Source organism: Salipiger bermudensis (assembly GCF_020171625.1).
GTDB classification, from domain to species: Bacteria; Pseudomonadota; Alphaproteobacteria; order Rhodobacterales; family Rhodobacteraceae; genus Salipiger; species Salipiger bermudensis_B.
The window spans coordinates 673770-688570 of sequence record NZ_JAIUZY010000001.1 but is presented as its reverse complement, the minus strand read 5'-3'; the positions used below and the strand labels follow the sequence as shown (position 1 = coordinate 688570).

Annotated in this window: 13 protein-coding genes and 1 pseudogene; 8 read left to right on the top strand and 6 right to left on the bottom strand. The window is 66.4% G+C overall.

Annotation, left to right across the window (positions count from 1 at the left end):
* Position 1: 1 nt before the first annotated feature.
* Positions 2-1216, bottom strand: coding sequence for an MFS transporter (locus tag LCM15_RS03300; protein WP_224852961.1), 1215 nt, complete (start codon positions 1214-1216; stop codon positions 2-4).
* Between the two features lie 179 nt (positions 1217-1395).
* On the opposite strand from LCM15_RS03300, the gene LCM15_RS03295 reads away from it, so the two are divergent.
* Positions 1396-2025 (top strand): DNA-3-methyladenine glycosylase family protein, encoded by a 630-nt coding sequence (locus tag LCM15_RS03295; protein ID WP_224852959.1) that lies wholly within the window; start codon positions 1396-1398, stop codon positions 2023-2025.
* Positions 2022-2687, top strand: coding sequence for an alpha/beta hydrolase (locus tag LCM15_RS03290; protein WP_224852957.1), 666 nt, complete (start codon positions 2022-2024; stop codon positions 2685-2687). Before LCM15_RS03295 ends, LCM15_RS03290 begins: the two co-directional genes overlap by 4 nt.
* A 551-nt stretch (positions 2688-3238) precedes the next feature.
* Here the strand turns inward: LCM15_RS03290 and typA are convergent.
* Together typA and LCM15_RS03280 are read right to left on the bottom strand one after the other, a co-directional pair.
* Complete coding sequence (typA, locus tag LCM15_RS03285) at positions 3239-5056, bottom strand: translational GTPase TypA (protein WP_224852955.1); 1818 nt, start codon at positions 5054-5056, stop codon at positions 3239-3241.
* A 521-nt stretch (positions 5057-5577) separates the two neighbouring features.
* Positions 5578-5907, bottom strand: coding sequence for a DMT family transporter (locus LCM15_RS03280; RefSeq protein ID WP_224852953.1), 330 nt, complete (start codon positions 5905-5907; stop codon positions 5578-5580).
* Positions 5908-6169: 262 nt separating this feature from the next.
* Here LCM15_RS03280 and LCM15_RS03275 point away from each other — a divergent pair, with 262 nt between their 5' ends.
* The 4 genes from LCM15_RS03275 (at position 6170) to LCM15_RS03260 (ending at position 10825) form a co-directional block, all read left to right on the top strand.
* Positions 6170-7294, top strand: coding sequence for an extracellular solute-binding protein (locus LCM15_RS03275; RefSeq protein ID WP_224852951.1), 1125 nt, complete (start codon positions 6170-6172; stop codon positions 7292-7294).
* A gap of 110 nt (positions 7295-7404) precedes the next feature.
* Entirely contained in the window at positions 7405-8508 is a 1104-nt protein-coding gene (locus tag LCM15_RS03270) for an ABC transporter ATP-binding protein (RefSeq protein WP_224852949.1), read from the top strand.
* The gene (locus tag LCM15_RS03265) at positions 8505-9953 is read left to right on the top strand and encodes an ABC transporter permease (protein ID WP_224852947.1); all 1449 of its coding nucleotides are present in this window, start codon (positions 8505-8507) and stop codon (positions 9951-9953) included. Before LCM15_RS03270 ends, LCM15_RS03265 begins: the two co-directional genes overlap by 4 nt.
* Positions 9950-10825, top strand: a complete 876-nt coding sequence (locus LCM15_RS03260) for an ABC transporter permease (RefSeq protein ID WP_224852945.1) — start codon at positions 9950-9952, stop codon at positions 10823-10825. The genes LCM15_RS03265 and LCM15_RS03260 overlap by 4 nt, the downstream gene beginning before the upstream one ends.
* Before the next feature lie 340 nt (positions 10826-11165).
* Here the strand turns inward: LCM15_RS03260 and mnmA are convergent, their stop codons facing one another.
* Positions 11166-12308 (bottom strand): tRNA 2-thiouridine(34) synthase MnmA, encoded by a 1143-nt coding sequence (gene mnmA, locus LCM15_RS03255; protein ID WP_224852943.1) that lies wholly within the window; start codon positions 12306-12308, stop codon positions 11166-11168.
* 143 nt (positions 12309-12451) lie between these two features.
* Here mnmA and LCM15_RS03250 point away from each other — a divergent pair, with 143 nt between their 5' ends.
* Both LCM15_RS03250 and LCM15_RS03245 read left to right on the top strand, forming a co-directional pair.
* A complete protein-coding gene (locus LCM15_RS03250; RefSeq protein ID WP_224852941.1) occupies positions 12452-12751 on the top strand; it encodes a DUF1153 domain-containing protein in 300 nt (99 codons plus the stop codon).
* A gap of 125 nt (positions 12752-12876) precedes the next feature.
* Positions 12877-13413: pseudogene (locus LCM15_RS03245) on the top strand (response regulator transcription factor); the annotation flags it as partial.
* A 54-nt stretch (positions 13414-13467) separates the two neighbouring features.
* Here LCM15_RS03245 and LCM15_RS03240 read toward each other — a convergent pair.
* Both LCM15_RS03240 and LCM15_RS03235 read right to left on the bottom strand, forming a co-directional pair.
* Positions 13468-14475 (bottom strand): tyrosine-type recombinase/integrase, encoded by a 1008-nt coding sequence (locus LCM15_RS03240; RefSeq protein ID WP_224852939.1) that lies wholly within the window; start codon positions 14473-14475, stop codon positions 13468-13470.
* Positions 14472-14642: a hypothetical protein gene (locus tag LCM15_RS03235; protein WP_224852937.1), complete on the bottom strand. Its 171-nt coding sequence runs from the start codon at positions 14640-14642 to the stop codon at positions 14472-14474. The genes LCM15_RS03240 and LCM15_RS03235 overlap by 4 nt, the downstream gene beginning before the upstream one ends.
* Between the last annotated feature and the right edge of the window lie 159 nt (positions 14643-14801).

The following is a 14801-nucleotide window of genomic DNA, read 5'->3' as shown; positions in this document are numbered from 1 at the left end:
GTTACTCGGCCGGTTGCGCGCGCGGGCTGAGGATCAGCCAGATCAGCGCGCCGCCCGCCAGCATCAGGAACGGCGCCATCGCCATGTTGACCGCGGTCCAGCCCTCCTGCGCGCTGCCGCCGGAACAATTCATCAGCCCGCCCGAGGCCAGCGAGGCGCTGGTGACCGCGCCGAAGACCAGCAGGTCGTTCAGCCCCTGCATCCGTCCGCGCTCATGCGGCGCGTGGGCGGCGGCGAGCATGGTGGTGGCGCCGATGAAGCCGAAATTCCAGCCCACGCCCAGCAGCACCAGCGCCACGAAGAACCGCTCGAGCTCCACCCCTGTGAGCGCCACGCCGCCGGCGCCGGCGAGGATCACGAGGCCGAGCGCCACGATCTTCTCGACGCCGAAGCGCGCGATCATGTGGCCGGTGAAGAAGGACGGCACATACATCGCCAGAACGTGGGCGGTGACGATATTGGCGGCATCTGCGGTCTCGAAGCCGCAGCCGACCACGGCCAGCGGTGTCGAGGTCATCACGAGGTTCATCAGCGCGTAGCTGACGGCGGCGCAGATCACCGCGACGGCGATGCGCGGGGTGGCCAGAAGCTCGCGCCGGCTGCGGCCCTTGGGGGCGTCTTCGGACGGAACGGGGGGCTTCGGGATGTCGAGGAACAGGAACACCAGCGCGCCCAAGAGGTTGAGCGCGATGACCGCGGCATAGGTGCCGAGGAACGGGATCACGAAGGCATCCGCGGTCCACTTGACCAGCTGCGGGCCCAGCACCGCCGCCAGCAGGCCGCCCGCCATGACGTAGGAGATCGCCTTGGGGCGGAACGCCTCGGAGGCGGTGTCGGCGGCGGCAAACCGGTAGAAGCCCTGCGCCGACATGTAGATGCCGGTGAGGAAGCTGCCGGCGAGGAACACCGGGAAGGAGGCGATGTAGAGGCCGTAGGCGCCCACCGCGCCGCCGAGCGCGCCGCCAAGGGCGCCGAGCGCGAAGCCCGCGCGCCGTCCGAAGCGCTGCATGAAGGCCGAGACCGGGGTGGCGGCGCACATCGAGCCGAGCACGATCAGCGAGATCGGCAGGGTGGCGAAGCAGGCATTGAGGGCCAGCGACTGGCCGGCCAGCCCGCCGATGGTGAAAATCATCGGCATCTGCGCGCCCAGGATGGCCTGCGCCATCACCAGCACGATCACGTTGCGCTTGGCGCGGCTATCTTGCGTGGTCTCCATGGGCCATAGCGGTAGGCGGAGATGGCTGGTAGGGCAAGAGGCAGGCGGTGTGGCAGGTTGGCGCTGTGTCGCGCGGACCAGGGCCGCAGGACCGCGGGCCTAGAGTCAGCGCAAAGCAGAGGGCCGGCGTCCGCACTGATTACCGGTCGGATCGCAGGCCAAACCACAGGGAGGACGACATGGTCGGACGCATCATCGAGACGGAGGCCTGCGTGGCCGAGGGGGTCGACTGGCTCTGCGCTGTCGAGCCGCGCTTTGCCGAGGCCGTGGCGCTGACCGGGCCGCTGCCGCTGCGGCGCCGCCCGGACGGCTTCGCGCAGCTCCTTTCGGCCATCGTCAGCCAGCAGGTCAGCGTCGCCTCGGCGCGGGCGATCTGGGCCCGGCTCGAGGCGGCGGGCATGACCACGCCCGACGCGATCCGCGCCACCGACGAGGCCGGGCTGCGGGCGCTCGGCCTGTCGCGGCAGAAGGCGGGCTACGCGCGCGCGCTGGCCGAGGCGGGGATCGATTTCGAGGCCCTTCGGAGCGCGCCCACCGACGAGGTGGTGAGCACGCTGGTGGCGGTGAAGGGCATCGGCATCTGGACCGCGGAGATCTACGCGATGTTCTCGCTCGGGCGCGCGGATGTCTTCGCGCCGGGCGATCTCGCGCTGCAGGAGGCGGCCCGGCTGCTGTTCGGGCTCGAGGCGCGTCCGAAGGAGCGGGAACTGCGCCGCATGGCCGAGGCCTGGAGCCCGTGGAGATCGGTTGCGGCGCGGGCGCTCTGGGCCTACTACCATGTGGCAAAACAGCGAGAGGGGATCGTATGACGCGCGTTCTGCAAACCGGCCGCAAGGAGCCCGTCTCGGGCGAGACACGCTCCTGCGTGGTGTTCCTGCACGGCTACGGCGCCAACGGGGCCGACCTTCTGGGGCTGGCCGATCCGCTGGCCGAGCATCTGCCCGACACGCTCTTCGTGGCGCCCGACGCCCCCGAGGCCTGTGCCGGCGCGCCGATGGGCTTCCAGTGGTTCCCGATCCCGTGGATCGACGCCTCCTCCGAGGAGGAGGCGATGCAGGGCATGAGCCGCGCGGTTGCCGATCTCGACGCCTTTCTCGACGCGCTGATGGTCGACGAGGATCTGCTGCCGGAGCAGGTGGCGCTGTTCGGGTTTTCGCAGGGCACCATGATGGCGCTGCACGTGGCGCCGCGCCGCGAGGACGAGGTCGCGGGCGTCGTGGCCTTCTCGGGCCGGCTGCTGCAGCCCGAGCTGCTCGAGGACGAGGTGGTCTCGCGCCCGCCGGTGCTGCTGGTGCATGGGGATCAGGACGACGTGGTGCCGCCCGAGTCGCTGCCCGCTGCCGCCGAGGCGCTGCAGGGTGCCGGGTGGAAAGAGGTCTTCGCCCATGTCCAGAAGGGGACTGCCCACGGCATCGCGCCGGACGGGCTATCGGTGGCGCTGGCCTTTCTGCGCGACAAGTGCGGGTTCTGAAGCCGCGCCTGTGACCTGAGGGATTGCGCCGGCCCTTCGGGCCGTCGCCCGATGCGAGGGGCGCTGCCCCTCGCGCTCCCCGAGGTATTTTGAAACCAGAGAAGAGCAGGGCGTGGCGCGAGGCGGTTGCCGTAGTGCGGTATCGCGGGGGCTGAGGGTGCGGTGCCTTGTGTGTCATGGTGGGTTGCAGCGGATACGCGGCGAAACGGTGTCTGCATTGGCGGGATGGGTGTCGACATCGGCGTGCCGGTTGGGGTGGTCGGCGTGGAGCGGGCTGCGGGTTTGGCGCGGCATCTGCGCGTGCAGCAGGCTTGTGGCGTCCCGGTGTTGGCATGGGTGGAAGGCGTGGCCTTGGAGATCTCGGCGTGCTGGTCTGGGTGGACGTTTCCACGCGCTTATGGAGGCGGGCCGGAGCCGGAGTCGCGTAAGGCCTGACCCTCAGGGAGTACGGGACATGAGCGCCAAGGCTTAGCTGCTTCGGCTTGCGAAAGAAAAGGGGCGGGCCGCGATGGCCCGCCCCGACGTTTGTGTCCCGGAAAGATGCCGGAGGCTTATTGGCCCTTCGACATGCGCTTGCGCTCGTGCGGATCGAGGAAGCGCTTGCGCAGGCGGATGGCGCTCGGCGTCACCTCGACCAGTTCGTCGTCGTTGATATAGGCGATCGCCTCTTCGAGGCTCAGCGTCACCGGGGTGGTCAGGCGCACCGCCTCATCCGTGCCCGAGGCGCGCACGTTGGTGAGCTTCTTGCCCTTGAGCGGGTTCACCTCGAGGTCGTTGTCGCGGGAATGCTCGCCGATGATCATGCCCTGATAGACCGGCGCCTGCGCCCCGAGGAACATCTTGCCGCGGTCCTCGAGGTTCCACAGCGCGTAGGCCACCGCCTCGCCGTTCTCCATCGAGATCAGCACGCCGGCACGACGGCCCGGGATCGAGCCCTTGTGCGGGGTCCAGCCGTGGAACACGCGGTTCAGGACGCCGGTGCCGCGGGTGTCGGTCAGGAACTCGCCGTGATAGCCGATCAGGCCGCGCGAGGGCACATGCGCGATGATCCGCGTCTTGCCGGCGCCGGCGGGGCGCATCTCGACCAACTCGCCCTTGCGGTTGCCGGTCAGCTTCTCGATCACCGCGCCCGAATACTCGTCGTCGACGTCGATGGTGGCTTCCTCGACCGGCTCCATGAGCTGGCCGTCCTCTTCCTTCATGATGACCTGCGGGCGCGAGATGCTGAGCTCGAAGCCCTCGCGGCGCATGTTCTCGATCAGGACGCCCATCTGCAGTTCGCCGCGGCCCGAGACCTCGAACGCCTCGCCGCCGGGGGTGTCGGCGATCTTGATCGCCACGTTGCCCTCGGCTTCCTTCATCAGGCGCTCGCGGATTACGCGCGACTGCACCTTCTTGCCGTCACGCCCGGCGAGCGGGCTGTCGTTGATGCCGAAGGTCACGGTGATGGTCGGCGGGTCGATCGGCTGGGCGTCGAGCGGCTCGTCCACCGCCAGCGCGCAGATCGTGTCGGCCACGGTGGCCTTCGACATGCCGGCGAGGCTGACGATATCGCCCGCGAGGCCCTCTTCGATGTCGGCCTGCGCCAGGCCGCGGAAGGCCTGCACGCGGGTGACGCGGAACTGCTCGATCTTCTGGCCGATGCGGCTGATCGCCTGCACCGTCTGGCCCACCTTGACGCGGCCGGTCTCGATCCGACCGGTCAGCAGGCGGCCGACGAACGGGTCGGAGCCCAGCGTGGTGGCCAGCATCCGGAAGTCGTCGTCGTAATGCTTGATCTGCTTCGGCGCGGGCACGTGGTTGACGATCAGGCTGAACAGCGCCGAGAGATCCTTGCGCGGGCCGTCGAGCTCGCTGTCGGCCCAGCCGTTGCGGCCCGAGGCGTACATGTGCGGGAAGTCGAGCTGGTCTTCGTCGGCATCGAGCGAGGCGAAGAGGTCGAAGCACTCGTCGAGCGCGCGGTCGGGCTCGGCGTCGGGCTTGTCGACCTTGTTGAGCACCACGATCGGACGCAGGCCGAGCGCCAGCGCCTTGGAGGTCACGAACTTGGTCTGCGGCATCGGGCCTTCGGCGGCATCGACCAGCAGGACGACACCGTCGACCATGCTCAGGATGCGCTCCACCTCGCCGCCGAAATCGGCGTGGCCCGGGGTGTCGACGATGTTGATGCGGGTGTTCTTCCACTCGACCGAGGTCGGCTTGGCAAAGATCGTGATGCCGCGCTCGCGCTCGAGGTCGTTGCTGTCCATCGCGCGCTCGGCGACGGCCTGGTTTTCGCGGAATGCGCCGGATTGTTTCAGCAATTCGTCGACAAGCGTGGTCTTGCCGTGGTCCACGTGAGCGATGATTGCGATATTGCGCAGGTCCATAAGGAGAGCCTTTAAAGGGGAGGGTTGCGCGCCCCCTAACGGGGAACCCTGCAAAAGGCAAGCCGCTTGCCCGCTGCGCCTTCATATACTGGCGATGCGTTTCCTATCGATACGTGTCCGGGCAGGGGGCGCGGACGGTCGGGTTGGCTGGTGAACGTTGCGTCCCGGGGCCGCCAGGGCGGAGGAGCGAACAGGCCCTGAGCGCGGGCTCAAGGCCGCAGGCCGCTGCGCCATCGTCCTGCTGACAGCGTGTCTCCGGCGGGCGATTTGGTCGGGCCGGGCACCAGGTGTCGAGGAGTTTCGGATTTGGCGGGCGTACGACACGAGGTTCGTCTCTCGGATTGTCACCCCGCTGGCCGGCGACGGCGCGGCGACGCCTCCGAAAAGCCGCTTGAGGGTGCTGAAGGCGTTTTTCGGAGTGAGGGCACGATCGCTGCGTCGTCGGGCAACATCGCAGGCCATCGGGGATCGACCACCCGAGGCCTCGTTCCGCCGTACCAAGCCGGAGGCGCGTCGCCCCCTCAGTGCCCCGTCGTCGCGGAGAACAGGTTGATCACCACGATCCCCGCAAGGATCAGCGCGATGCCGATGATCGCCGGCCAGTCGAGGCGCTGCCCGAAGACCACCAGGCCGATGATCGCGATGAACACGATGCCGAGCCCCGACCACAGCGCGTAGGCGATCCCCACCGGGAAACTGCGCAGCACGATCGACAACAGCCAGAACGCCAGCGCGTAGGAGATCACCACCAGCACCGAGGGCAGGGGCCGGGTGAACTGCTGGCTGGCCTGCAACGCGGCGGTCCCGATGGTTTCCGCCAGCACGGCAAAGGCAAGGATCACATAGGTCATGGCAACACTCCGGGGATGACGTCTCCCTCTTGGACCGGATTGCGACCGAGGGCCAGACCTGTCGGAGGCGGCCGGATCGCGGCGGTGCAGTCGGGGATTGAAGCCGGAGCGACGTCGGGTAAAGATCAGCTTCAGGCGGAACAGCCCATTGCCAGCTGTCATCCACTTGTTACAACTTCGGCACAGCTATGACAACGAACCGGGTAACCCGGCGATCCACCGAAGGCGAAGCGCCCGAGATGCCAATAAAAGGGATAGAGATATGAAGATCACCCGTCGTTCCGCGATGAAGATGACCGCCACCGCGGTGGCCGCGCCGGTCGTGCTGCGCGCGCATGACGCTCTGGCGCAGTCGGGCACCGTCAAGGTGCTGGTCTGGCAGGAATACATCACCCCCGACATCGCCGAGAAGTTCGAGGCCGACACCGGCATCGCGCTCGAGATCACCACCTTCGGTTCCAACGACGAGGCGCAATCGATCGTGCGTGCCTCCAATGGCGGCGATTTCGACGTGGTCTTCCCCACGATCGACACCGCGGTGAACTATCTCGACGAAAACGGCGAGAGCTATTTCGCGCCGGTGCCCGCAGACGTGAACGTCGATGCGATCTATCCCACCTTCATGCGCGACAGCGTGGCGCTTGGCGCGTCGCACAATGGCAAGCAGATCCTGCTGCCGCATGATTGGGGCACCGAGGGCATCACCCTCAACCGCGCCGCGCTGCCGATCTCGGATGCCGATCTGTCCTATGGCGACCTGTTCCTGCAGGAGGCCGCGAAGGGCGCTGCCGCCTTCCGCCAGAAGTCGGTGATCGTCGGCGCCGGTCTCTACCTCGATGCCACCGGCGAGGTGCCCTCGAACCGGATGCTCGACGTCTACAAATCGGAGGAGGACGCGCACCGCGTCTGGAAGGCCGTGACCGAGTGGATCCTCTCCAATAAGGAGAACTTTGGCGCGTTCTGGAACAACGCAACCGAGGCGACCGCCGCCTTCAAGGATGCCGGCTGCGTCATCGGCCAGACCTGGGACACCACCGGCCTGCTGCTCAACCGCGAGAACCCCGATTACGTCTACCGCGCACCCAAGGAAGGCATCATCACCTGGATGGACACCATGGGCATGTTGCGCAATGCGCCCAACCCGGAGCAGGCGGTGGCCTTCATGAACTTCATGCTGCAGCCGGAAGTCGGCGGCATGTTCGCCAACAACACCGGCTACAACTCTGCGGTGATCGGCGCGGCGGATTATGCCAGCGAGGAATTCAAGCGCCAGTTCAACGAGGTCTACACCGACGAGGTGCTGGGCAACATGTGGTGGTGGCAGGCCTCGACGCCGTTCTTCGACCCGATCCGCAACGAGTATGTCGAGATCATCACCAACGCCTGACCGGCCTTCGTGATCCAGTCCGACAAGCAAGGGCGGGCCGCGCGGCCCGCTCTTCGCACGCATCGGGGTGCCGTTCGAGGCGCCCGGCGAAAGACCCCACGGAGCAGGCCATGCGCGGCAAGGACGTGACGCTCGACAGCGTCTCTATCACCTATCCCAACGGCTTCACCGCCGTCGAACCCACCGACCTTGTGGTCGAGGCGGGCGAGTTCTTCTCGATCCTCGGACCCTCCGGCTGCGGCAAGACGACGATCCTGCGCGCGGTCTCGGGTTTTATCGAGCCAAGCGCCGGACGGGTACTGATCGGCGGCGAGGACATGGCCGGCAGCGGCCCCAACGCGCGGCCCACGGCGCTGATCTTCCAGAACCTCGCGCTGTTCCCGCTGATGCCGGTCTGGGAGAACGTGGCCTTCGGGCTCGAGGCCCGTGGCATCGGCAAGAAGGCGCGCCGCGAAAAGGCGCAGGAGCTGCTCGATCTGGTGGCGCTTGGCGATCAGGGCGACAAGCTGCCCTCCGAGCTCTCGGGCGGCCAGCGCCAGCGCGTCGCCATCGCCCGCGCCCTCGCGGTGGAGCCGGCGGTGCTGCTGCTCGACGAGCCGCTCTCGGCGCTCGACCTCAAGCTGCGCCAGCACATGCGCGCCGAGCTGCGCGCGATCCAGAAGAAGACCGGCGTCACCTTCATCTACATCACCCACGATCAGGGCGAGGCGCTGACCATGTCCGACCGCATCGCCGTGATGAACAACGGTGTGATCGAGCAGGTCGGCACCGGGGACGAGATCTATTCCCATCCCCGCACCGCCTTTGCCGCGAGCTTTGTCGGCGAGACCAACCGCTTCGAAGGCCGGATTGCCGATGTCGAGGCGGGCATGGCGCAGATCGAGACGCCGCTGGGCCGCTTCCGCGCCCGCAACCCCGACCAACTGGAGCCCGGCTCCGAGGCGATGCTCTTCGTGCGCCCCGAGGCAATGCGGATCGGGGGTGACGAGAACCGGTTCGAGGCGCATCTGGTGCGGCGCGATCTCGAGGGGGCCTTTCTCAACCTCTTCTTCGATGCCAGGGGCACCGAGATCGCCGTGCACGTGACCAATGACGGCCACGCGCCCGAGCTGCACGACGCGGCGCCGATGCCGCTCGGCTTCGCCGCCGCGCAGGCGGTGATCCTGCCGCGCGGCGCGCTGGCCCGCACCGGGCAGGAGCTGGCGGCGCAATGAGCGGGCTGCTGCAGGGCTATGGCCGGGGCCTGACGCTGGTGTTCTTTCTCGCCGCCGCGGTCTGGGGGCTGATGCTGATCGTGCTGCCGCAGCTGACGATGGTGGAGCGCGCTCTGACCGCGCCGTCGCGCGCGCTCGACAGCTCGGTGGCGCAGGGGCTGGCGCGGGATGCGCGCACCTGCATCTCGGTGCTGCAGACCTACGTGACCGACGAGGCCCCGGCGGCGCCGTCCGGTGGACTCGCGGTCCCGTCGATGTCGGGCGGCGCGCCCTCCTCGGGCGGCATGGCCATTCCCTCGATGACCGGCCGCGCGCCGGACCCCGCACCCTCCGGCGGGCTTGCGATCCCGTCGATGACAGGCGGGGCAGGCGGCGCCGAGAGCGCCGCGCCAACGCGCCCCTACATTCTGCAATGCGACCGCGCGACCACCCACAAGCCGCTAAGCGGCGGCGCAAGCTGGCTTGACGAGGTCTACGACCTGCCGTGGCTCGGCGTCTCCGACACCGACCCGATCGCGGACCAGATCGCCTCTGCCGAAGAGATCGAAACGCTGGCCCGCGAGGCCTCGCTGCGCATCCGCGAGGCCGAGGCCGGCGCCTCACCTTACACGCTGTCGAACTTCGCCACGTTGTTCGAGGCCCGTCTGATCCCGCAATCCGATGCGCAGCGCGCCGTCGAGAACGCCAAGATCTCGAACAAACTCATGAGCCTCACCGGCCTGCGCTTCGAGCGCGATGGCGAGACCTACAGCCGCATCGGCCTCGTGACGCTGACGCGGACGTTGCTGCAGGCGGTGATCGCCACGGCGCTGGCGCTGCTGCTATGCTATCCCATCGCCTACAAGGTGGCGCTGGCCAGCCGGCCGAAGCAGGCGGTCTGGCTGTTTCTCGGACTCATCATCCCCTACGCCATCGTCGAGCTGATGCGGATCTATGCCTGGACCACGATCATCGACAATTCGGGGCTGATCAACGGGCTGCTGCACTGGCTGGGGGTGATCGACGTGCCGATCCAGTTCAAGCGCTTCCCGGGCACCGTGTTCCTCGTCATCGTCTACACCTACGTGCTGTTCATGGTGTTCCCGATCTACAACGTCATGAGCACGCTCGACCGCAACCAGATCGAGGCGGCGCGCGATCTCGGGGCGAGCCCGTGGCGGGTGCACCTGCGCATCATCATCCCGCATTCCAAGCCGGGCATTGCGGTCGGCACCATCGCCACATTCATGCTTGCCGCGGGCGCCTTCTCGGTGCCGCGCATCATCAGCCGCGGGTTGCAGGCCGAGTGGTTCAGCCAGACGATCTACAACAAGTTCTTCGAGAGCCCCAATGCCAACGTGGGCGCTGCATACAGCTTTGCATACACGATTGTATGCTTCCTGCTGGTGGCGCTCTTCATGTGGCTGATGCGGACGCGGCTCAAGGATTTCGCGAGGGTGCAATGACCGATCTTTCCCACACCCCGCCGCGCCGCCGCCTGCGGCTGCTGACCGCCGATGGTCTCCTCAGCGCCTACACATGGGCCTTTCTCGTGTTCATGTTCCTGCCGCTGCTGCTGATGATCCTGTCGTCCTTCAACGACACCTCGCCGCCTTCGGTGACCGAGTGGCAGGGCTTCACGACCAAGTGGTACACGTTTTTCTGGATGCCCGAGGAGACGCTGCGGGCCGATCCGGTGCTGCGGTCGCTCGACCGCGACCGCTTCGTGAGCTGCTTCGGCAATTCGCTCTACGTCGCCGCCATGGTGGTGCCGCTGTCGCTGCTTCTGGGGCTGGCGGGCGCGGTGCTGCTGACCCGCTGGCGCTCGCGCGCCAACAGCGCGCTCTGGTGGGTGCTGCTGTCGCCCATGCTGGCGCCGGGCATCGTGCTGGGCCTCTCGGCGCTGGTGTTCTGGAGCCGTCTGGGTGTGGATGCCGGGCTCTTCACCATCGTGATGGCGCAGACCACTTTTATCGCCGGCTACCCGATGCTGATCCTGATGGCGCGGCTGCAGCGCCAGCCGGTCGAACTCGAAGAGGCGGCGCTGGATCTCGGCGCCACGCCGTTCCGCGTCTTCCGCCGCCTGACGCTGCCCTATCTCGCCCCCGCGCTGGCCTCGGCGGCGGTGATCGCGCTGATGGCGAGCATGGAGAACTACAACACCACGATGTTCGCCAAGGGCGGCGCCTGCACCTTCGCCACCGAGATCGGCGCCATGGCGCGCAACCCCAACGGCCATCCGCCGGTGATCAACGCGGTGGGCACGGTGATCATCGCGCTGACCGTGGCGGGGGCGTTGCTGCATACGTTCCTCAGCCGGCGGGAGCAGGGGCGGTAGCGGGCGGGCCGTTCACGCTCGTGACGGTGAGTTGGACCCCACGCGGCGATCCGTGCGCGAAGTCCCATGCGCGGAAACAAGGCGAAGCCGCCGCGCCATCGGTCATGCTGAAAGCAAGCCTCCGGGATGACCCGCCCGGACGGGCTGGCGATTTGCTAACGTCTGTGCCGCGTGTTGAGGTCTTTCGAACTTGGCACGGATAAATCGAGAGGCTCGTCTGTCGGATCGCCATCCCGAGGGCCGTCGATGGCGCGGCGGCGCCCCACGCGTGTGGCACATGAAAATGTCTCGATCATCGGTCAGGTCAGCAGGGAGGCGAATGCAGCCGTCCCCCAAGCCCTCAGTAACCGCGCCAGATCCAGCCGCCGCCGAAGATCCGGCTGCTGTCGGGATCGTAGAACACGCAGGCCTGACCCGGCGAGACGCCTTCCTCGGCGACCACCAGTTCGACCTCGGCCTCGGTCTCGGAGATCGGCCGCACGATGGCCTCGCGCGGCGGGCGCGTGGAGCGCACCTTGACCGAGAGATGCCATTCCTCGCGCGAGGTGAAGGGGGCATCGCCCAGCCAGTTGATCTCGCGCACCGGTACCTTACGGGTCGCAAGCATCTCTTTCGGCCCGACGATCACCTGTTTCCTGTCGACGTCGAGCTTGACCACGTAGAGCGGCTCCGCGAGGCCGCCGATCCCGAGGCCCCGGCGCTGGCCGATGGTGTAGTGGATCACGCCGCGATGCGTGCCCATCACCCGGCCATCTGTGTGCACGATCTCGCCCGGCTCGGCAGCGCCCGGGCGCAGCTTCTCGATCACGCTGGCATAGTTGCCGTCGGGCACGAAGCAGATGTCCTGGCTGTCGGGCTTGTCGGCCACGCTCAGCCCGTACTTCGCCGCCAGCGCGCGGGTCTCGGCCTTGCTCTTGAGGTGGCCCAGCGGAAAGCGCAGGTAGTCGAGCTGTTCGGGCGTGGTCGAGAACAGGAAATAGCTCTGGTCGCGGTTGGCATCGGCTGCCGAGTGCAACTCGGCGCCATGATCGCCGACCATGCGCTGGATGTAATGCCCGGTCGCCATGCAATCGGCGTCGAGATCCTTGGCGGTTTCCAGCAGATCCTTGAACTTCACCCGCTCGTTGCAGCGGATGCAGGGCACTGGCGTCGCGCCGCCGAGATAGCTCTCGGCGAACTCGTCGATGACCGCGTCGCGGAAGATGTTCTCGTAATCGAGCACGTAATGCGGAAAGCCCATCTGCTCGGCGACGCGGCGGGCATCGTGGATGTCGACGCCGGCGCAGCAGGCGCCTTTCTTGGCCAGCGCGGCGCCGTGATCGTAGAGCTGCAGCGTGACGCCGACGACGTCGTAGCCTTCCTCGGCCAGCATCGCGGCGACGACCGAGCTATCCACGCCGCCGGACATGGCGACAACGACGCGCGTCTCGGACGGCGGCTTGGGCAGGCCGAGCGAATTGAGGATCGGGGCGTCGAGGGGCATGGCGGTCTCCTGGGAACAGGTCGCGAATATAGGAAAATGCTTCGTACTCTCAAGGGGCGGTTTTTAGGCCGCGTTAAATCCACCGCGCTCAAATGGCCTCCAGCCGGAAAAAACGGGACAGAACAGAGCGGAACGGAAACGGGATGTACCTCAAGAAAATCAAAGGCCCGCGCGCGGTGACGCTCCCGGACGGCACGATCATGACCCGCGCCGATCTGCCCCCGGCCGAGACGTGCCGCTGGGTGGCCTCGCGCAAGGCCGCGGTGGTCAAGGCGGTAACCTACGGTCTGCTCTCCGAAAATCAGGCGATGGAGCGCTACGGTCTCAGCGTCGAGGAGCTTGGGGAATGGGTGCGCGCAGTCAGCAATCATGGCGAGGAGGCGCTGAAGGCAACGCTGGTCCAGCGTTTTCGCGCGCCCGGGGCGGACCCGTCCGATGTCTGACCGGCGCGTTCCGCCGCACGGCCAACCGAAGATTGAAATGAAAATCCGGATGTCTACAGTAAAGAAGCGTTAACTTATTTGCCTCAGGGTCGGACCGACAGGACAGAACAAGCGGAGAACTTTCTATGCGAATCCTCCTTGTGGAAGATGATCCGACCACCTCGAAAAGCATCGAGCTGATGCTGACCCATGCCAATCTGAACGTCTACGCCACCGATCTCGGAGAAGAGGGGATCGATCTGGCCAAGCTCTATGATTACGACCTGATCCTGCTCGATCTCAATCTGCCCGACATCAATGGGCACGAGGTGCTGCGACAGCTGCGCATGGCGCGGATCAGCACGCCGATCCTGATCCTGTCGGGGGCCGACGATACCGAGAGCAAGATCAAGGGGTTCGGCTTCGGCGCCGACGATTACCTCACCAAGCCGTTCCACCGTGACGAACTGGTGGCGCGGATCCATGCCATCATTCGCCGCTCGAAGGGGCATTCGCAGTCGGTGATCCGCACCGGGAAGATCTCGGTCAATCTCGACGCCAAGACCGTCGAGGTTGACGGCAAGTCGGTGCATCTCACCGGCAAGGAGTACCAGATGCTCGAGCTGCTCTCGCTGCGCAAGGGCACCACCCTCACCAAGGAGATGTTTCTCAAGCATCTATATCGGTCTGTAAGGTGCTGAAAACATTATGTGCGTCTCAGCGTTTCAGAAACCGTTTCAACGTTCTCGTTTCGTATTCGTTCTGTCCGTGCGAGCCTTCTGCGCCTCTGTTGCCCGGATCTTCTGTACGGCAGCACCGGCATAGCGGCGGATCATGGCGGCATCGGCGTGGCCGGTGATTGCTTGGATGTGGTCGCGGGTCATGCCGGGGATCGCGGCGATCTCGGACGCCGCGGCGTAGCGCAGCGCGTGAATGTCGTACTCATCCGCGCCAATCTTCTTCCGCACAGCCATCACGTCCTTGTGGGCAAGCTGGTAGCTGATCTTGGTGCCGTCCTCGTGACAGATGATGAACAGGCCGCGCCGCTTCTGAGACGCCAGCACGGAGCGCAGGCGGTCTGTCAGAGGGATGTAGAGTTCGGTCTTGGTCTTGCCTTGCGTGAGGGTGAAGCCGTCGCCGTCTAGGTCGGACCAGCGAAGAGACAGCACGTCATTGATGCGCTGGCCGGTGCCGAGCAGCATTTCAAAAATGAGCAGCGTTCGGCCATCCGCCTCGGCCCGGAATGCTTCGATTAGATCGACCGGCCACGGCTTTCGCTTCCGTCCCGTCGCCTTCAGGCGCTCGACGCCGTGCGCCGGGTTTCGGTCGAACCATCCGATCTGAATCCCGTAGTTCAGCAGCGCTACAAGCGTGTCGATCTTCCGGTTGGCGTCGGTCGGCTTATCGGCCAGCGCGTCCCGCATCTCGTAGACGTGGACGGTGCGCAGCTTGGCCGGATCGATATTCCCCGCCGTGTCGCGCAGGTAGGTGAGGTGACGTTCATATCCTCGCCGCGTGTTGTGGGCATAGCTGGCCCATTTCGGAGAGCACATGAAAAGCTCGATGAGCTTGCCAATGTTGCGCTTGGGCGTGACAGGTCGGCCCCTCATCAACAGCGCGTAATCGGCCGCAAATTCCGGTGTTCCCGGCTCGCTGTGGATGCGCTGGCAGACGCCGGAGCGGATGAAGTAGAGATAGCCGCGCTTTCCCCGGGCATAGACGTAGGCGGGAAGGTTACGTTTCATTTGCGGCTCCAGTTCACGAGATCTGGCTCGGCGCTATCGCGCGTGGGCGGGATCACTTCGATCGTGCCATCCGAGCCGATCTTGACTGCACAACCAAGGCCAGCCCACTCAGCTACCGCCTTGCGAAGTTCTGCTCCTTTGAGTGGATGTGCGGCGTGTGTGGTCATGCGAGAGTCTCCGCGCTCGGTCTGGTGTCCATCGCAACGCCCCATCTCTGGGGCGCTGACATGGGCATCAGGCAGCCTTTGTTGGTCCATTTGGGAAGCTGCTGTGTCACCCGCTCCACCCCGCAGACATGATCAGCGCCGGACCCCACTCGGTGACGC